The sequence below is a fragment of the Corallococcus exiguus genome (genome assembly GCF_009909105.1).
GTDB classification, from domain to species: domain Bacteria; phylum Myxococcota; class Myxococcia; order Myxococcales; family Myxococcaceae; genus Corallococcus; species Corallococcus exiguus.
Map to the genome: position 1 here is coordinate 904,080 of NZ_JAAAPK010000002.1, position 17,762 is coordinate 921,841.

Sequence of the window (17,762 nt, forward strand, 5' to 3'; positions counted from 1 at the left end):
GACTTGCCGTGCCTTCTTGTGGGAAGCACGCCCCATTGCCCTCCGTTAGCCCCGACTGAACGATGTCCGAGCCTACCGCTACAGCCCTTCCTGTCACCGAGCCCCTGCCGGTGTCGGCCCCCGCGAAGCTGGTCGACGTGGCCAGCCTGTCGCGCGAGAAGCTCGCGCTGTTCCTGAGCGAGCAGCTGGGCGAGCGCCCGTTCCGCGCGGCGCAGCTCTACCGCTGGCTGCATCAGCGCGGCGCCACCTCGTTCGAGGAGATGACGGACCTGTCCAAGGTCCTGCGCGAGAAGCTCAAGGTCAAGGCGGAGATCGTCCCGCTGGTGAAGGACCTGGAGCAGCGCAGCGTCGACGGCACCATCAAGTACCGCTTCAAGACGCGCGACGGGCGCTTCATCGAGTCCGTCTACATGCCGGCGGAGGACCGCAAGACGCTCTGCGTGTCCACGCAGGTGGGCTGCGCCATGGCCTGCACGTTCTGCATGACGGGCACGCTGGGCCTCAAGCGCAACCTCACGGCTGGAGAGATTGTCGCCCAGGTGCACGCGGTGAACCGCGAGGTTCGCCGCAACGAGGGCCTGGAGACGCTCCGTCCGCTCACGAACCTGGTGTTCATGGGCATGGGCGAGCCGCTCCACAACTTCGAGAACCTCAAGACGGCGCTCGCCATCCTCCAGTCGGAGGAGGGGCCCAACTTCAGCCACCGGCACATCACCGTCTCCACCGTGGGCCTGGTGCCCATGATTGAGCGCTTCGGCCAGGAGACGGACGTCAAGCTGGCCATCTCGCTCAACGCCAGCACGGACGAGCAGCGCAGCCAGACGATGCCGGTGAACCGCAAGTGGAACATCCAGGCGCTCCTGGATGCCTGCCGCAAGTTCCCCCTGCGCCAGGGCCGCCGCATCACCTTCGAGTACGTGCTGCTCAAAGGATTCAACGACACCGACGACGACGCGCACCGGCTGAAGGAGCTCCTGCGCGACATCCCGGCGAAGGTGAACCTGATCCCGTACAACGAGAACCCCGGCCTGGGGTTCCAGACGACGGGCGAGCAGCGGGCCGAGGAATTCCGGGCCATCCTTGCCGAGGCTCACGTCGCGGCATACATCCGGAAGAACCGGGGCCGGGACATCGCCGGGGCCTGTGGTCAGCTCGCCAATCGCGACGAGACGGCCGCGGAAGCCCCGACGTGACATAAGCACCCGAGCTTCCTTGACAATCCAGTCAGCAGGGCGCTAAGAGCGCGCCCTCCGCACTGTTACCGTAGAAGTCACACGATTTCGCTGGAGCGTTCCATGGCCGTTGTCCTCCGTCTTGCCCGCGCGGGCGCCAAGAAGATGCCGTACTACCACGTGGTTGCCACCGACTCGCGCAGCCCGCGTGACGGAAAGTTCCTGGAGCAGGTCGGTTCCTACGACCCCAACCACAGCCCCGCGAAGGTGCAGTTCAACGAGGAGCGGCTGAACTACTGGCTGAAGAGCGGCGCGCTGCCCTCCGAGACGGTCGCGGACCTGATCAAGACGGCGAAGAAGCAGGCTCCGGCGACCACCGCCTGAGCACGCCCCCGTCTGGACAAGACGTGGAGCCGCTGCTCACGTATCTGGCGAAGGCCCTGGTTGATCAACCCGACCAGGTCACCTTACGCATCTCCGAGGCGGATGGCGGCCGGCTCTATGAGCTGAAGGTCGCCCCCGAGGACGTCGGCAAGGTCATCGGTCGTGATGGGCGCACCGTGAACGCCCTCCGGACGCTGATCAACGCCGCCGCCCAGAAGCAGGGCCAGAAGGTCCGCCTGGAGATACTCGACGATCGCCGCGCTCCGGGTTCTCCCCCGGCGCCGCCCGCTCCGGACGCCGCGCAGTGAGCGCGCAGGACTGTCTGGAGTTGGGCTACGTGGCCCGTGCGCACGGGCTGCGCGGCGAGGTGGCGGTCAGAAGCTTCGACCCCGCCTCGGAGACGCTCGGCACCGTCGAGCGTGTCTGGTTGCGCCTGCGCTCCGGCGAGGAGCGCGAGTACGCCCTGGAGACCTTCCGTCCCGCCAACAAGGAGGATCTGGTGTTCTTCGAGGGCGTGGCGTCCCGCACGGCCGCCGAGGCATTGGTGGGCGCGAAGGTGTTCGTCTATCGCGAGGACCTGGAGCCGCCCGAGGAGGGCGAGTTCTTCCAGGGCGACCTCGTGGGGTTGAACGCCGTGGACGAGCAGGGCGCCTCCCTGGGCACGGTGGAGGAGGTCTGGGCCACCGGTGAAGTCCCCAACCTGGTGATCCGCGCGAAGGGCCGGCCGGAGCTGGTGGTGCCTTTCGCGGATGAGTTCGTGCCGGCGGTGGACGTGCCGGCGGGGCGCATCGTGATCCGGCCTCCGGAGTACCTGGAGGCGGACGGGCCGCCGGAGGAGTCTGGAGACGGCGGGTGAGCTACCGCGTGGAGCTGCTCACGCTGTTCCCCGGGATGGTGTCCGGCTACCTGGGCGCGAGCATCCTCGGGAAGGCCCAGGAGAAGGGGCTGATCTCCGTCACGCTCACCGACGTGCGCGACTACGCCGAGGGCAAGCACCGCGTCACCGACGACGCGCCCTACGGCGGCGGCGCCGGCATGGTGATGAAGCCCGAGCCGCTGGTGGCCGCCATCGAAGCAGCCCGGGCGCGTCAGCCCGGGGCGAAGGCGCTGCTGATGAGCCCCCGGGGGCCCACGTTCACGCAGGCCACGGCGCGGGAGCTGGCGCGGCACGAGGCCGGGCTGATCCTCGTCTGCGGCCGCTACGAAGGCGTGGACGAGCGGGTGATGCCCTTCCTGGACGGCGAACTGTCCCTGGGCGACTTCGTGCTCACGGGCGGGGAGGTCGCGGCCATGGCGGTGGTGGACGCGGTGGCGCGGCTGGTGCCGGGCGTCCTGGGCAACGAAGCGTCCTCCGTGGCGGAGAGCTTCGAGGAGAACCTCCTGGAGCATCCGCACTACACCCGCCCGCCTGTCTTCCGGGGGGCCGAGGTGCCTGCCGCCCTCCAGTCCGGCGATCACGCACGCATTGCCCGCTGGCGCCGGTGGAAGGCCATCAAGCTCACGCAGGAGCGGCGGCCTGACCTGTTCGCGCGGCTGGTGTTCAGCAAAGCGGATCAGAAACTGCTCGCCAGGGAAGAAGAAGCGTTGTAACCCTCAGTGTTCTCGCGGAACCCTTCGTTGCAGGCTTGTTCGTCCCGGCGGTCTCTGCTAGGACGGCCCGCTCTTTTCCACGCGTCCTACGCGTCAAGTTCCGCTTTCTGGAGTCCGTTATGCGCCGCAGCCTCATCGAGCACGTCGAAAACAAGTTCCTGCGCAAGGACATCACCGCGTTCCGCACGGGTGATTCCGTTCGCGTCCACTGGAAGGTCAAGGAAGGCGAGAAGGAGCGCGTGCAGGCCTTCGAGGGCGTGGTCATCCGCAAGACCAAGGGCACGAACCGCGCGACCTTCACCGTGCGCAAGATGTCCTTCGGCGTCGGCGTGGAGCGCATCTTCCCCATCCACAGCCCGCGCTACGAGAAGATCGAAGTCCTCACCCGCGGCGACGTGAACCGCAAGCGCCTGTTCTACCTCCGCGATCTGAAGGGCAAGGCCTCGCGCGTGGACGTGCTGGTGGACCCGGAGAAGCTCGCAGCCAAGGCTGCCAAGTCCGCCGTCGCTCCGGGCTAGTAGGTCCGCAGAAACCCTCTCGCGGCCTTCGCGGCCGCGTGAGACAAGGAGCGTCCTTCACTGGACGCTCCTTTTTTCGTTCGGGCTAGACTGCGCGCGCCATGCACTTCGTCGAGGTCGCCATCCAGAACGTCCGCGGGTTCTCTCCCGCCGGGCGCTTCCCGCTGAAGAGCGGGTATCTGATCCTCAAGCCGCCCACGGCGGACGTGTTGCCGCTGGCGAACGTGGCGTTGTCGCTGCTGTTCGCGGATGGCCGCGGCGGGGACTCAAGCCTGGTGGGCTCGGCGGGACGCTCCGGCAAGGCCGCGCTGACGTTCGTGGGCCAGGACGGGATGACGTACCGGATATTGCGCGAGCTGGGAGGTTCCGGATCGCTGCACCGGCTCAATCCCGCCACCAGCCAGCCAGAGCTCGTGTCCACGGACGTGTCGGAGATAAACCAGTACCTGCGCGGCCAGGCGGGCCTGCCTCCGCGCACCACCTTCGAGCAGGTGTACTGCCTCCAGCTGGTGATGCTGCCGTCGCGCCGGCCTCGCAAGAGCGTGGCCAAGGCCGCCGCGGCTGCGGGCGCGAAGGCCTCCGGGGCCACGCCGTCGCTGGCGGCCGCCTCCCAGGTGGCGCCGGCGGAGGACGTCCCGGCCGCCGAGGCGAAGGTGAAGGTGCTGCAGAAGGAACTCGTCACCGCGAAGGAGGTGGATCAGCTCCAGTTCAAGGTGGATGAGCTGGCATCTCTCATCTTCGAGGCGGACTCGAAGCTCAAGGGTGGCGAGGGCCTCAAGGAGGCCATCTCGCGCGCGGAGGCCGCCTGGCGCGCGGCGCCCTCGCCGGAGTCGATGGGGTTGCCGCTGGACATCCTCACGCGCGTGAAGCGCTATCCGAAGGCGGTGGCGCGGCGGGACGAGGCGCTGGCGCGGCTGGAGACGGACCGCGAGCCGGAGCAGGAAGACGCGTCGCTGAAGGTGCCGCCACTCACCGAGAACCGCTTCTTCTGGGGCGGCCTGGGCGCGGGCGTGCTCTTCATGGGCCTGAGCGTGGGCCTGGGCATCGTCGCGGCGCAGCCCATGTGGCGCTACCTGGCGTTGATCAACATCCCCGCCTTCGGCACGGCCGCGTGGATGGCGCTGCGCTACGTGGACGACCTGCAGCACGCCACGCGCAAGGGCTCCAAGGACAACCGCAAGGACGCACGGCAGAAGAAGATCCTCGACGAGTTCGAGCTCGAGGATGCTCCGGTGCGCATGGCCATCAAGGCCCTGAACCTGGAGTCCCACACGGAGATCCCCGCCGCGCTGGAGCAGAAGGATCTGCTCGGCATCCGGCTGGGAGAGCTGCAGACGCAGCTGGAGGAGTACGAGTCCTCCCCCGAGTTTCAGGCCGCCATACGCGACGGACAGGAGCTGCGCGCGCAGCAGGAGACGCTCAACGCGGAGCTGACCGCCAAGGGCACCTACGTGCGCGACCTGCGCGAGGTGGAGCGGGAGCTGTCGCGGCTGAAGGAGTCCATCGCGCTGGCGAAGGCGCCTCCGGTGCAGGTGGCCGCGGCTCCTGGCCAGACGCCGGTGCCGGTGGATCCGCTGGAGGATCCGTCCCCCCTGGTGCTGTCGCAGGCCGCGGACGTGCTCACGACCGACATCCTGTCGGTGCAGGCGCTCCTGAAGGACCGCTGCGTGCAGTACCTCACCGCGCTCACGGACCGGCGCTACCAGGGCGTGGAGTGGGACCGCGAGGGCAACGCCTTCCTGCTCACTCAGAACAGCCGCGTCCCGGTGGGAGAGCTGTCCCCGAAGGACATCGACCTCTACTACCTGGCGCTGCGCCTGACGGTGGTGGAGAAGACGTGCGCCCGGGTGAAGCGCCCCTTCCTCCTGGACGACGTGCTGACGGGCGTGGACGAGGCGAAGCTGCCCCTCGTCGCCCGCATGCTCAAGCACCTGGGCACGCTCACGCAGGTCCTGCACGTCACCGCCCACCCGGGCTTCGGCCAGATGTCGGACGGCACCGTTAACGTCTAGCCGCCGCCGGAATCACAAGGGGCGGCGGGGACGGAAATGGGGACGCGGCGGGACGTGGGCGACGTGGCGGAGGCGGAGGGCGTGCGCCTGCTGGAGTCGCAGGGCTTCCGGGTGGTGGCGCGCAACTGGACGTGCCGCTACGGCGAGCTGGACATCGTGGCGGAGCAAGGGGAGCTCGTGTGCTTCGTGGAGGTGCGCATGCGCTCCACGGCGGCGTGGGGAGACCCGTCGCACACCGTGTCCTTCGCCAAGCAGCGCCGGGTGGTGAAGGCCGCGTTGCACTACCTCTTCCAGAACGGCATCGACGGGCGCATGGTGCGCTTCGACGTCATCTCCGTCGTGGGCCAGGGCGAGCACGCCCGGGTGGAGCACCTGCCCGCCGCCTTCGACGCTGGCATGTAAAGGAATCCGTCCCTTGGCTGGAACGCTCTACCTCGTGGCCACGCCCATCGGGAACCTGGGGGACGTCACCGCCCGGGCCCTGGAGACGCTGCGCACCGTCGGCCTCCTCGCGTGCGAGGACACCCGGCACTCGCGCATCCTGTTGGATCACTTCGGCATCACTGGGAAGGACCTGGTGAGCCTGCCCGCCTTCGCGGAGGGGCAGCGCGCCGGACGCATCCTGGACCGCATCGAGGCGGGGGAGGACTGCGCGCTCGTCACCGACGCGGGCAGTCCCGGCATCAGCGACCCGGGCGAGAAGCTGGTGGCGGAGGCGCTGGAGCGAGGCCTGAAGGTGGAGCCGGTGCCCGGCCCCACGGCGCTGGTGGCCGCCCTGAGCGCTTCGGGCCTGCCCACCGGGCGCTTCCACTTCCTGGGCTTCCTGCCGCGCAAGGGGCCGGAGCGCCGGGCCATGCTGGACGAGGTGGCCCCCTTGTCCGCCACCTGCGTCCTCTACGAGTCCCCGCGCCGTCTGGCGGAGACGCTGGTGGACCTGCAGGAAGCCTGGGGCGACCGGCGCGCGTGCGTGGCGCGGGAGCTGACCAAGCTGCACGAGGAGTTCGTGCGGGGGCCGCTGTCCGCGCTGGTGGCGCGCTACGCGGGTGAGGAGACCCGGGGCGAGGTGGTGGTGCTGGTGGAGGGCCGCACCGGCGAGCAGCGCTGGAGCGAGGACGAGCTGCTCCGGGCGCTGGAGTCGGGCCTGGCTCGCGGCGAGAAGCTCAAGCCACTGAGCACGGAGCTGGCCCGCCGCGCGGGGTGGCCCGGCCAGGAGGTGTACCGGCTGGGCCTGGGGCTGAAGCAGCGGTAGGGGAGGCCCACCGCTGCTCCGGGCGGGACTTCAGAAGCTGAAGGTCGCGCCCAGGTCGAAGCGGAACGTGGTGCTCTGGATGGCCCGGAAGCGGCGGGACACCAGGTCGTAGCGCCAGTCGAACGTGGGGTTCAGCTCCGGCGAGCCCACGGCGGTGTCCACGGTGCCGTCGCCGTTCAGGTCCTGGCCAATGGCCTCGGTCGTGAGCAGGTGGTCCGTGTTGTAGAGGAAGTTGCCGGAGGCCCGGATGGTGAAGGCCTCCGCTGCACGCGCGGTGACGCCCACCTGGCCACCCACCTGGAGGTAGTCGTCGGAGGTGAGCAGCTTGCGCAGCGCGGAGCTCAGCTCGTTGTAGTACCGGCCGCGGCCCACGTAGTTGCCCAGCAGCCGCAGGTCCAGGGTGAACTTCTGGGACTTCGCCGCGTTCTCGAACGGCACCAGCTCCATGCCGAAGGTGAGCGCCGTCTGCGAGGGGGCCTTGATGCCCGTCTCCTGGCGGGTCCACGGCTCGCGGTAGCAGTTGTACGGGGCACCCAGGTTACCCGGGGGGGGAGCGCTGGACTGGTCGCAGTTGGAATAGGCGCCGGGGCCGCGCACCGGGATGGTGTGGGACGCCTTGAAGTACGGCTCCGCCACGCCCATCTTCCGCGAGAAGGTCGTGTAGAGCTGGTACTTGTGGACGCGGTCGCCCACGTTGCCGCGATCGCCGTCCGGGTCGGTGTTGTCCAGGCTCGGGTCGCGCTGCTTGGCGGTGGGCGCCTCGTAGTCGATGCCGACGATCCACGTGGGCTTGGTGTCGTCCTTCTCCTGGTTGAAGAAGGCGTACGCCAGTCCGAAGTGCACGTTGCCCAGGCCGCCGCGGTAGCTCTCCTGGGGCACCTGGAACAGCCGGCCCACGCAGCCCTCGTCGGAGTAGGGCGAGCCGTCCGCGTTGAAGCAGCTGTTCGTGATGGTGGAGTTGCCCTGGGTCGTTCCCGAGACGAAGTTCCACGTCTCGTTCTGCTGGAAGACGATGGGCAGCTTGAAGCTGAACTCCAGGTCCTTCCACAGACCGAAGGCCACGGCGAGATTCAGCCGCGCGTCCACGCCCTTGTACCAGAGCTCGTTGACCTCCGGGACGTTGGTGGCGTCGCCGTCGCGAAGCTGCTCGCGGACGATCTTCGCGCGCGTCTGCGTGCGCTCGAAGCCCACGTCGAGGAAGAGGTCGAACGGATCATCATCCTCGAACGAGGAAGCAATCCGAGTGATCTCCGCCGCGCTGGCGGCGAAAGGCACGCCCAGCGTCAGCGCGGCGATGACGGCACGAAACCTGTGCATCCACTACCTCCGACGACCACGGCTCAGGCCTGCCAGCTAGCCGTGCCGTCGGAGGAGTGTCAAGAAATGGGTGGGGCTTTACTTCCCTGCGACCGACGTTCCCAGCAGTCCATCCAGCCGCTGGACCTCGGTGTCGAAGGCGCCCTTCTGTGCGGCCGCCAGGGACGCGCGGAAGGTCTTGTGCTGGTCGAAGGGGTCCAGGACGCGGTTTTCGCCCAGCATGAGCTGGTAGTGCAGGTGGGGGGCGAAGGAGTGGCCCGTGTTGCCGCTCTGGGCCAGGACCTGGCCCGCGTTCACGCGCATCCCGGGCTGGACTGTGCGGGGCAGCTCCGCCAGGTGCAGGAAGAGGGCGCGGCGGCCCTTGCCCCCGGTTTCCACCAGCTCGATGCAGTTGCCGTTGCTGCCGAAGTTCCAGTTCTTGCGCTTGATGACGCCCGCGAAGGGGGCCCGGACCGTCGTGCCCACCGGCGCGCGGAAGTCCACGCCCTTGTGGCCGCGGCCGTCGCGCAGGAGCGAGGTGATCTGCTCGTAGCTGTCGATGGGCGACTTCTCCATCCGCAGCTCCAGCTCGTCGCCGCCCGGCAGGTAGTAGCGGGAGTTCACCTCACCCGCGGGCGTGAAGCGGTAGGCGCGGTGCGTCTGGCCCGTCTTGCCGCTCACGAAGCGCACCGCGTACACCAGCGGCTCCTCGTTGGGGCGGCGCTGGAAGAGCACGTCCAGCGTGTCTCCCCGGAGGATTTCGCCGGGGACTCGCACCCACCACACCAGCGTGCGCGTCACCACCTGCGCCAGGGCGGGGCCCACGGTGGAGTCGGAAGCCTGGACGAGCGCCGTCTCCAGCGGGCCCTCGATGCGGATGGACACGCGCTCCAGGCCCGCGGCCTTCACGGGGTCGGTGGGCGCGGGCGGGGCCACGGGGGCCGCGGCCACGGTGCCGGCGTCCAGCGCGGACGCGGTCTGCGAGGCGACGTCCATGGGGACATCCGCCATGCGCTGTTTCCACCACCACACGCCACCCGCGGCCGCGCCGAGGATGACGGAGACGGCAACCACCGGTCCGAAGGGATTGCGCTTCGGTGGTCCACCGAGGGTGGGAAGATTCGGCCGCATTCAGGCTCCCTGAGGGTAAGAAGGTACGCGGGGGCCGAAACCGCTGGCGAAAGGGCGATATTTCGGCCCCCCAGGCTACTCGTCCGGGCCGTCGTCCTGACCGTCCGGGGTGGTGTCGCGCAGGCCGAACTCCTTCATCTTCGTCTGGAGCGACTTGCGGCTGATCTGCAGGAGGCGCGCGGCGCGCGTGACGTTGCCGCCCGTCTCGTCCAGCTTCTTGACGATGAGGTCCCGCTCCAGCTCCGCGGCCTTCATTCGCACGATGTCCTTGAGGCCCACTTCGCCCACAGGGACGTCCAGCGTGCCCAGCGAGGCGGCGACCTGTGCCCCCGCCTGCACGCCCGCTCCCCCGCGCACCGGCTCCGGCAGGTCCTTCGCGGTGATGAGGGGACCGTCCGCGAAGAGCAGCACGCGCTCGATGAGGTTCTCCAGCTCGCGGATGTTGCCCGGCCACGCATAGGCCTGGAGCAGCGCGAGCGCGTCGTCGGCGATGCCTTCGATCTTCTTGTGGAGGCGCCGGTTGTACTTGTCCACGAAGTGCGCGGCGAGCATCGGGATGTCGCCGCGGCGCTCGCGCAGCGCGGGCAGGCCAATGGGCACCACGGCCAGCCGGTAGTACAGGTCCTTGCGGAAGCGGCCCGCTTCGATCTCCGCCTGGAGGTCGCGGTTGGTGGCGGCCACCAGGCGCACGTTCACGCGCGTCGTCTTGATGCCGCCCACGCGCTCGAACTCGCCCTCCTGGAGCGCGCGCAGCAGCTTCACCTGCATCTCGACGGGGATCTCGCCAATCTCGTCCAGGAAGAGGGTGCCCTCGTCGGCCAGCTCGAAGCGGCCGGGCTTGGACGTGACGGCGCCAGTGAAGGCGCCCTTCTCGTAGCCGAACAGCTCGCTCTCCAGCAGCGTGGCGGGGATGGCGGCGCAGTTGATCTTGATGAACGGCTTGTCGCGGCGGCTGGACGCGCCGTGCAGCGCGGTGGCGATGAGCTCCTTGCCCGTGCCGCTCTCCCCGGTGATCAGCACCGTGGAGGGCGTGTCCGCGACCTTGTCGATGATCTTGTAGACGTCTTGGATCTGCGGCGACTCGCCGATGATGGCGGACCGGGCCTTGTGGTCCGCGCGCACGGAGCGCTTGGCGCTCTCGTTCGTCTTGGCGGCCTTGGCCACGACGGAGGACAGCTCCGCCTGCTCAAAGGGCTTGGTGATGTAGTCGAACGCGCCCGCCTTGATGGCCTCCACCGCGGAGTCCACGGTTCCGTGCGCGGTGATGATGATCACCGGCACGTCCGGGTTGGCGGTGCGAACGGCGGCGAGGACCTCCATGCCGCCCAGCTTGGGCATCACCAGGTCGGTGACGACGATGTCAGCGCCGTTCTTGTGGAACTCGGCCAGGCCCTGCTCGCCGTTCTCCGCCACGGTGACGTCGAACCCGTCGCGGCGCAGCAGGGCGGCCAGCACCTTGCGCAGGTTCGTCTCGTCATCGATGACCAGGACCTTGGCCATGAGTCTCCGCGCGGGGACCGCGACTTAACGGCGCGCTGGGGGAGCGGCCGGGATGGCGCCTTCCAGCGTGCAGATGGCGTCCGGGTGCTTGATGCGCAGGAGCAGCGACTCCAGCACGCGAAACGGGTGGTTCATCTTGCTGGCGCCCAGGTAGGCCGCGACCATGTCCATGGCCACCGCCAGGTCCATGTTCTCCCGGCCCGTGGACACCACCACGCCGGACTCACCGCGCAGGCGGTTGGACTGGTAGACGCCGTCTGACGCGAGCTGGCGGATGGTTTCAATCTCCAGCACGCCCGTCTTCTCGTAGATGCGGTGCAGCTGCGAGTACAGGCGCGGCGACAGCACCACGGCGTAGGGCCCGAAGTGGCCGGCCTCGTTGAGCTTGCGCGTGGCCTCCACGATGGTCTGGAACCCGCCGCCCGGCGCCGTCCAGTCCCCCAGCGTGGCGGTGAGGCGGCCGTTGGCCGTCATCAGGCCCTCGTAGCCCAGGCGCTGGTCGCCGTAGAAGATGAGCTCGTCTTCCTGCTGCGCGCACAGCGCGGCGGCGCCAGCGGCGGCGGACACGTCCAGCGGCATGTTGTGCGTGCGCGCCGCCTCGATGTCCCGCCAGTGCAGCAGGAAGTCCTTGTAGATGATGGGGATGGTCTTGAACTTGCGGACGTCGGTGAAGACCATCGCGGTCTCCTGCTCCCCGACGATGTCCACCGCGCCCGGGGACACGCCCTGGAACTCGTCGTAGGCCACGGTCTGCACGCCCGCGCCCAGCGGCCCGTAGATGTCCAGGATGCGGCGGCCCACCAGCGAACGGCGAGCCACCTGGATCACCGTCTCGTTGAGGCGCGCCCACTCCTCTTCGCGCAGCGGGTTCTCGGCATGTCCAAGGAAGTCAGGCATCGGTGTCTCCGTCACGAGCGGCGGCAGAGGAGGGGAGAGGAGAAGGCAGGAAACAAAAGGGTTCTAACGACCGCCACTGGAGCCACCGCTTCCACCGCCGCGGCGCAGGCTGCCGATGGTGAGCGGATGGCCGTTGGCCGAAGGCGGCGGCGCGGGGACGCCGTAGATGAGGCGTTGCGGCGGAAGGGACGTCAGGGGCTCGTTCGCCAGGCGGCCCACCGAGGGCGGCGCGCGCGTCACCAGGGGCGCGGGTTCGGCGGCGGGCACGGCGGGCTCCGCGGGGACACCCCCCACGGCGCCCTGGAAGTGGCCGGGGACGAAGGGCTTGGCGAAGTGCGCGTCCTGGCCCTTGTCGAGCATGCGGAGCATGTGGGTCGCCTCGGACACGTGCTCCTTCTCCTCCGCCGCCAAGTGGAGGAAGAAGGCCTTGACCTCTGGGAGGGAGGAGTCCTCGGCGAACGCCTCGTACTCGTTGATGGTCTCGAGTTCGCGTGCCAGGACGGCGCGGATGCGCGCGACGTCGGACCGCTCGGTGTCGGACTTTCCGGCCATTGGGGGCGGACCCTCGCAACCTGTGAGGTGAGCGTCAAGTGAAACAGCGGTCGAAGGGTTTCCTGCTGCATGCCGAAGAACGGGGGACATAGAGTTCGCCTCTTCGTGACCGCCCCCGCACCTGTCCCGCAGTCCCAGCCCGACTCTCCGGCCGCCCCTCTTCCGTCCAGCCCTGAACGCAGCGCGGGAGGCCGGGGCGCGACGCTGGTGGCCATTGGCATCCTGGCGTCGCGGTTGATGGGCCTGGTGCGCGAGCGGGTCTTCGCGCACTACCTGGGCAACGCGGAGGCCGCCGCCGTCTTCAAGGCCGCGCTGCGCATCCCCAACTTCCTCCAGAACCTCTTCGGCGAAGGCGTGCTGTCGGGCTCCTTCATCCCCGTCTACGCCCAGCTGCTGGGCAAGAAGGACGCGGACGAGGCCGACCGGGTCGCGGGCGCGGTGTTCGGCCTGCTGGCCATGGCCACCGCTGTGATGGTGGCGCTGGGCATGCTGGCCACGCCGCTGTTCGTGGACCTCATCGCGCCGGGGTTCGACGGCGGCGAGCGCGACCTGGCCGTGCGGCTGGTGCGCATCCTCTTCCCGGGCACGGGCTTCCTGGTGCTGAGCGCGTGGTGCCTGGGCATCCTCAACAGCCACCGGCGCTTCCTCCTGTCCTACCTGGCGCCCGTGGTGTGGAACGTCGTCATCATCGCCACACTGCTGGTGGTGGGCAGCCTGCACGGCACTTCCGGGGGCCGCGCCGCGGAAGAAGCCGTGACGGAGTGGCTGGCCTACGGCGTGGTGCTGGGCAGTTTCCTCCAGTTCGCGGTGCAGGTGCCCACGGTGATGCGCCTGCTGGGCCACTTCCGCCCGGTGGTGTCGCTGGCGAGCGCCTCCGTGCGCCAGGTGCTGAAGAACTTCGGCCCGGTGGTGCTGGGGCGCGGCGTGGTGCAGTTCAGCGCGTGGGTGGACACCGCCTTCGCGTCGCTCATCTCCAACCGCGCGCTGTCCTCGCTCCTCTACGCGCAGACCATCTACCTCATCCCGGTGAGCCTCTTCGGCATGGCGGTGTCCGCCGCGGAGCTGCCGGAGATGGCGCGCGCCACGGCGGAAGGGGATGCCCAGGCGCACTCGAAGCTGCGAAGCCGCATCGACGCGGGCTCGCGGCGCATCGCCTTCTGGGTGGTGCCCTCCGCCGTCGCGCTCTTCTTCCTCGGGGACCTGGTGAGCGGTGCGCTCCTTCAGACGGGCCGCTTCGGTGCCTCGGACTCGCGCTACCTCTGGTACCTGCTGATGGGCGCGGCCGTGGGCCTGGTGGCGTCCACCGTGGGCCGGCTCTACGCCTCCGCCTTCTACGCGCTGAAGGATCCGAAGACACCGCTGCGCTACGCCATCGTGCGCGTGGCCCTGGGGACCGTGAAGGCCTGGTTCCTGGCGCTGTGGCTGCCGGAGCGGCTGGGCCTGCCCCGGGAGCTGGGCGCGGCGTTCCTCACCCTGTCCAGCGGCATCGTCGCCTGGGTGGAGACCACGCTCCTGCGCCGCAAGCTGCGCTCCATCGTAGGGCCCGTGGGCCCGCCTTCGGGGCTGCTTCCCCGGCTGTACGTCGCGGCGGTGGTGGGCGGGCTCGTGGCCCTGGCCGTCAAGCAGGGCCTCACCAGCCTCCTGGGCCCCATGCCCGGGGTGGGGGCGGAGTGGGGCGGGACCCTCCTGGTGCCGCCCCGACTGCACCCGGTGCTGGGCCTGATGGCGACGGCTGTGCCCTTCGGCGTCGTCTACTTCGCGGTGTCCGCCGCGCTGGGCGTCCCAGAGGCGGGCGCCGTCTTCCGCAAGGTGGGTCGGAAGCTGGGTCTCGCCCGGTAGACGCGGTGCGGCGCCCGGTGGGACGGCTGCCCTCCAGGCAGTGTCTGGGGGCTCAAACGGAATGCAGGACAGGCCCCTTTGCGTTGGGATAGGAGGCCGATTGTGAAGGGGATGGCCGCATGCGGCTTCCTCCGGGCATGGCGCACGTGTAGAGTGCGCCGCCTTTTTCCAAAGGCCCCGACTTCAAGGAAGTCCCGGGCTGGAATCGTCAACGGAAGGTCTCGGCAGTGAGCGACGAGAAGAGCGGCGGAAATTCGGGCGGTCCTGGCGGTTTCGGTCCCAAGAAGCCGAAGGCCACGTTTGGCGACGTGATGCTGGGCATCCCTTCGGGGGGCCAGGGCAACGAGCGCGGCGGTGGCCGTGGTGGCCGCGATGAGAAGGGCGGGCCGGGCCGCGGTGATCGCGGTCCTCGCGACGCCCAGTCGCAGCCCCGTCCCCAGGGCGACGCGCCCCGCGGTGGCGGTGAGCGCGGCGGTGGCCGTGGCGGCGAGCGCCGGGGTGGCGGTGGAGGCGGCGAGCGCCGTCCGTCCGGCCCCATGGTGGTCGTGAAGCGGGCCTCGGGCTCCATCGAGACGCGCGCGCTGGAGGGTGAGAAGCCCGCCGAGGCGACCGCGACCGCGGAGCAGACGGGCGCTGACGCGCAGGCCTCCGCGGCCTCGACGCCGGCTCCGGCCCCGCGTCCGGTGACGCCGGCCCCCGCGCCGTCCAGCCCGCTGTACGAAGAGGTCGCTGAGACCGAGTCCTTCGCGGACATGTTCGAGGCGCAGGTCAAGGACGGTGGCGCTCCTGGCCGCCGTGGCGTGCGCATTGGCGAGAAGGTCGGTGGCACCATCTTCCAGCTGGGCGCGGACACCGCGTTCGTGTCGCTGGACGGCTCGGCGAAGTCCGAGGCGATGATCGAGCTGCGCGAGCTCAAGGACGACGAGGGCATCCTGCGCTTCGGCGTCGGTGACCGCCTGGAGGCGCACGTCGTGGAGATGGGTGCCCGGGGCATCCAGCTCAGCCGCGCGCTGGCCAAGGGCAACGCGTCCTTCGCGATGCTCGCGGAGGCCCGCGCCTCCGGCATGCCGGTGGAAGGCCTGGTCCTCAGCGTGAACAAGGGTGGCGTGGAAGTCGCCATCGGCGAGACGCGCGCCTTCTGCCCCATCAGCCAGCTGGACATCCGCTTCGTGGAGAAGCCGGATCAGTTCATCGGCGAGAAGCTCCAGTTCCGCGTGACGGAAGTTCGCGACCGCAACGTCGTGCTGTCGCGCCGTTCGCTGCTGGAGGACGAGCAGCGCCGGCTGGCGACGGAGACGCGCAAGACCCTGGCCGTGGGCAAGACGGTCAAGGGCAAGGTCTCCGGCGTGCGCGACTTCGGCGTGTTCGTGGACCTGGGCGGCGTGGAGGGCATGGTCCCCGTCTCCGAGCTCTCCTACACGCGCGTCGCGCACCCCAGCGACGTGGTGAAGCAGGGCGACGACGTGGAGGTGGAGATCCTCCGCATGGAGGAGGGCCAGCCCAACTCCCCCGACAAGTCCAAGCAGAAGGAGCGCATCACCCTGTCGCTGCGTTCGCGTCAGGAGGATCCGTTCAAGAAGGCGCTGGAGGAGATCAAGGAGGGCGACCGCATGCAGGGCAAGGTCGTCCGGCTCCAGCCCTTCGGCGCGTTCGTGGAGCTGCGCCCGGGCGTGGACGGCCTGGTGCACATCTCCGCGCTGAGCGACCGGCGCATCGCGCACCCGCGCGACGCGGTGAAGGAAGGCGAGGTCATCTGGGTCTCCGTCGAGAAGATCGACCCCAATGACAAGCGCATCGGCCTGCGCCGCATCTCCGAGGAGGAGGCCCAGCGTCCTCCCGAGGAGCGTCCCGCGAAGGAGGCCCAGGCGTCGGCTCCCAAGGAGCCCGCGGCGGCCCGTCCCAAGGTGGGCGCGGTCGTCGTCGGCAAGGTGGATCGGCTGGAGCCGTACGGTGTGTTCCTCGCGTTCCCGGGCGGCAAGGGCCTCATCCCGGCCAGCGAGACCGGCACGGATCGCGGCACGGACATGCGCAAGCACTTCTCCATCGGCCAGGAGCTGAAGGTGGCGATCATCGACATCGACGCCTCCGGGAAGATCCGCCTGTCCATCCCCGGCGCCATCCGCGCGGAGGAGCGCGCCGAGGTGGAGGCCTGGCAGAAGACGCAGCAGCCGCAGGGCGCTGGGAAGAAGGGCTTCGGCACCTTCGCGGATCTGCTCAGCAAGCTGGGCAAGTAGTGACGTCACGCCATCTCGGCGCTCACGCGAAACAATGCGATGGGGCGCCGAGATAGGTGTTGACGGTAGCGAGAGGCTTCGGTACTTACCCTCTCGTTCTCGCCGCGGGGTGGAGCAGCCTGGTAGCTCGTCGGGCTCATAACCCGAAGGTCGCAGGTTCAAATCCTGCCCCCGCAACTTGAAAAGCCCGGGGTCGAAATTAAAGTTTCGACCCCGGGTGTTCAAGGTGATAACAGCAGTACCGCGTCACGGTGACGCGGGGTGGAGCAGCCTGGTAGCTCGTCGGGCTCATAACCCGAAGGTCGCAGGTTCAAATCCTGCCCCCGCAACTCTGAGAGGGCCCCGGTGGAAACACCGGGGCCCTTTCGCTTTTCAGCGTCTGGCTTTGCCGCCCGCGGGCCTGGGCGGGCGCCACGCTTCGACCGGCAGGAGCGGGTGCTCCTCGAAGTGGCTGCGCGCCGTGCGGACGAAGGCGCCCACGTTCGCGGAGGTGCTGCGGCGGCCGGGGTAGATGACGCTCACCGGGACCAGTGGCGGCGCGAACGCTCCGAGGAGCAGCACCAGCCGCCCCGCGAGCACGGGGTCCGCCACCTGGTACGAGAGCGTGCGCGCGATGCCGAGGCCTTGCTCCGCCGCCGCGATGAGCGCGTCCGCGCTGTTGAGGATGAGGCGGGGCTGGATGCGCACCGGCTTCTCCCTTTCGCCGAACCGCCACTCGTTCGTCGCGTCGAGGCCCTCGAAGGCGATGATCTCATGGCGGTTCAGCTCGGCGGGCGAGCGGGGTACCCCGTGCTGCTTCACGTAGTGGGGGCTGGCCACCAGCACGCGGCGGACGGTGCCGACCTTGAGGGCAATGAGGCTGCTGTCCTTCAGCTCCCCCAGGCGGACGGCCGCATCGATGCCTTCGTCCACGAGGTGCTGGTTCCTGTCCGACAGGTGCATGCGGACGGACAGGGCCGGATGCGCCGCGAGCAGCTTCTGGACCACCGGTAGGACGTGAAGCCGTCCGAAGACGATGGGCGCGGAGAGGTGGAGTTCGCCTCGCGGCTCGGCGTTCTCGCCCCGGACGCGCCGGTCGGCCTCATCCAGGTCCTCCAGCAGCCGCTGGCAGCTCTCCAGATAGATCTGCCCACGTTCGGTGAGTCGGACGGAGCGCGTCGTGCGCGTGAGGAGCGCGAGCCCGAGCCGCTCCTCGAGCTGGGCGACAGCGCGGGTCGCCACCGACGGAGAGATGCGGAGGTGGCGGGATGCGCCCGTGAAGCTTCCCTGCCTGGCGACGGCGACGAACGTCCGGAGCGTGAAGAGCTGGTCCATGATTCTTGCGAAGTTGGCAATGAAGTCTTGCGGGTCCGGCTGATTATTTCACCACGTCCCATGGATATACGTGG

17 protein-coding genes and 2 tRNA genes are annotated in these 17,762 nt (G+C 69.3%); 13 read left to right on the plus strand and 6 right to left on the minus strand.

All coding sequences use genetic code 11. The features are described 5' to 3' along the window. The first annotated feature begins 62 nt into the window (after nt 1-62). The 9 genes from rlmN to rsmI all read left to right on the plus strand — a co-directional run bounded on the left by rlmN (nt 63) and on the right by rsmI (nt 6,925). Nucleotides 63-1,193, plus strand: coding sequence for a 23S rRNA (adenine(2503)-C(2))-methyltransferase RlmN (gene rlmN / locus GTZ93_RS10140; protein ID WP_120576713.1), 1,131 nt, complete (start codon nt 63-65; stop codon nt 1,191-1,193). Between the two features lie 102 nt (nt 1,194-1,295). After that, nucleotides 1,296-1,556 carry a 30S ribosomal protein S16 gene (gene rpsP / locus GTZ93_RS10145; RefSeq protein ID WP_014397299.1) on the plus strand — a complete coding sequence of 87 codons (261 nt, stop codon included), beginning with the start codon at nt 1,296-1,298 and terminating at the stop codon, nt 1,554-1,556. Between the two features lie 23 nt (nt 1,557-1,579). After that, on the plus strand, nt 1,580-1,864 hold the full coding sequence (locus GTZ93_RS10150; protein WP_120576714.1) for a KH domain-containing protein: 285 nt from the start codon (nt 1,580-1,582) through the stop codon (nt 1,862-1,864). After that, nucleotides 1,861-2,412 carry a ribosome maturation factor RimM gene (gene rimM, locus GTZ93_RS10155; protein ID WP_121751668.1) on the plus strand — a complete coding sequence of 184 codons (552 nt, stop codon included), beginning with the start codon at nt 1,861-1,863 and terminating at the stop codon, nt 2,410-2,412. Before GTZ93_RS10150 ends, rimM begins: the two co-directional genes overlap by 4 nt. After that, the gene (gene trmD, locus GTZ93_RS10160) at nt 2,409-3,146 is read left to right on the plus strand and encodes a tRNA (guanosine(37)-N1)-methyltransferase TrmD (protein WP_120576716.1); all 738 of its coding nucleotides are present in this window, start codon (nt 2,409-2,411) and stop codon (nt 3,144-3,146) included. The genes rimM and trmD overlap by 4 nt, the downstream gene beginning before the upstream one ends. A gap of 119 nt (nt 3,147-3,265) precedes the next feature. Beyond that, nucleotides 3,266-3,664 carry a 50S ribosomal protein L19 gene (rplS, locus tag GTZ93_RS10165; protein ID WP_120576717.1) on the plus strand — a complete coding sequence of 133 codons (399 nt, stop codon included), beginning with the start codon at nt 3,266-3,268 and terminating at the stop codon, nt 3,662-3,664. Between the two features lie 101 nt (nt 3,665-3,765). Next, nucleotides 3,766-5,676: an ATP-binding protein gene (locus tag GTZ93_RS42710; RefSeq protein WP_254380036.1), complete on the plus strand. Its 1,911-nt coding sequence runs from the start codon at nt 3,766-3,768 to the stop codon at nt 5,674-5,676. Nucleotides 5,677-5,712: 36 nt separating this feature from the next. Continuing rightward, nucleotides 5,713-6,078: a YraN family protein gene (locus GTZ93_RS10175; RefSeq protein ID WP_161662756.1), complete on the plus strand. Its 366-nt coding sequence runs from the start codon at nt 5,713-5,715 to the stop codon at nt 6,076-6,078. 13 nt (nt 6,079-6,091) lie between these two features. Further along, nucleotides 6,092-6,925, plus strand: coding sequence for a 16S rRNA (cytidine(1402)-2'-O)-methyltransferase (rsmI, locus tag GTZ93_RS10180; protein ID WP_139921045.1), 834 nt, complete (start codon nt 6,092-6,094; stop codon nt 6,923-6,925). 30 nt (nt 6,926-6,955) lie between these two features. Here the strand turns inward: rsmI and GTZ93_RS10185 are convergent, their stop codons facing one another. From GTZ93_RS10185 to GTZ93_RS10205, 5 genes are all read right to left on the minus strand, one after another. After that, nucleotides 6,956-8,242, minus strand: coding sequence for a hypothetical protein (locus GTZ93_RS10185; protein WP_139921043.1), 1,287 nt, complete (start codon nt 8,240-8,242; stop codon nt 6,956-6,958). A 78-nt stretch (nt 8,243-8,320) separates the two neighbouring features. Beyond that, the gene (locus GTZ93_RS10190) at nt 8,321-9,352 is read right to left on the minus strand and encodes a M23 family metallopeptidase (protein ID WP_120576721.1); all 1,032 of its coding nucleotides are present in this window, start codon (nt 9,350-9,352) and stop codon (nt 8,321-8,323) included. 75 nt (nt 9,353-9,427) lie between these two features. Continuing rightward, nucleotides 9,428-10,852 (minus strand): sigma-54-dependent transcriptional regulator, encoded by a 1,425-nt coding sequence (locus tag GTZ93_RS10195; RefSeq protein WP_139921041.1) that lies wholly within the window; start codon nt 10,850-10,852, stop codon nt 9,428-9,430. 24 nt (nt 10,853-10,876) lie between these two features. Continuing rightward, nucleotides 10,877-11,749 (minus strand): encapsulin nanocompartment shell protein EncA, encoded by an 873-nt coding sequence (gene encA / locus GTZ93_RS10200; RefSeq protein ID WP_120576723.1) that lies wholly within the window; start codon nt 11,747-11,749, stop codon nt 10,877-10,879. A 63-nt stretch (nt 11,750-11,812) separates the two neighbouring features. Continuing rightward, complete coding sequence (locus tag GTZ93_RS10205) at nt 11,813-12,301, minus strand: ferritin family protein (protein ID WP_120576724.1); 489 nt, start codon at nt 12,299-12,301, stop codon at nt 11,813-11,815. Between the two features lie 105 nt (nt 12,302-12,406). Between GTZ93_RS10205 and murJ the strand changes: the two genes are divergently transcribed. The 4 genes from murJ (at nt 12,407) to GTZ93_RS10225 (ending at nt 16,703) form a co-directional block, all read left to right on the plus strand. Then, a complete protein-coding gene (gene murJ / locus GTZ93_RS10210; RefSeq protein ID WP_139921049.1) occupies nt 12,407-14,140 on the plus strand; it encodes a murein biosynthesis integral membrane protein MurJ in 1,734 nt (577 codons plus the stop codon). A 227-nt stretch (nt 14,141-14,367) separates the two neighbouring features. Next, nucleotides 14,368-16,374 (plus strand): S1 RNA-binding domain-containing protein, encoded by a 2,007-nt coding sequence (locus GTZ93_RS10215; protein ID WP_121755125.1) that lies wholly within the window; start codon nt 14,368-14,370, stop codon nt 16,372-16,374. A gap of 103 nt (nt 16,375-16,477) precedes the next feature. Beyond that, nucleotides 16,478-16,551: transfer RNA gene (locus tag GTZ93_RS10220), tRNA-Met, on the plus strand. A gap of 78 nt (nt 16,552-16,629) precedes the next feature. Then, nucleotides 16,630-16,703, plus strand: a tRNA-Met gene (locus GTZ93_RS10225). A 43-nt stretch (nt 16,704-16,746) separates the two neighbouring features. On the opposite strand, the gene GTZ93_RS10230 is transcribed toward GTZ93_RS10225, so the two are convergent. Continuing rightward, a complete protein-coding gene (locus tag GTZ93_RS10230; RefSeq protein ID WP_139921039.1) occupies nt 16,747-17,688 on the minus strand; it encodes a LysR family transcriptional regulator in 942 nt (313 codons plus the stop codon). Between the last annotated feature and the right edge of the window lie 74 nt (nt 17,689-17,762).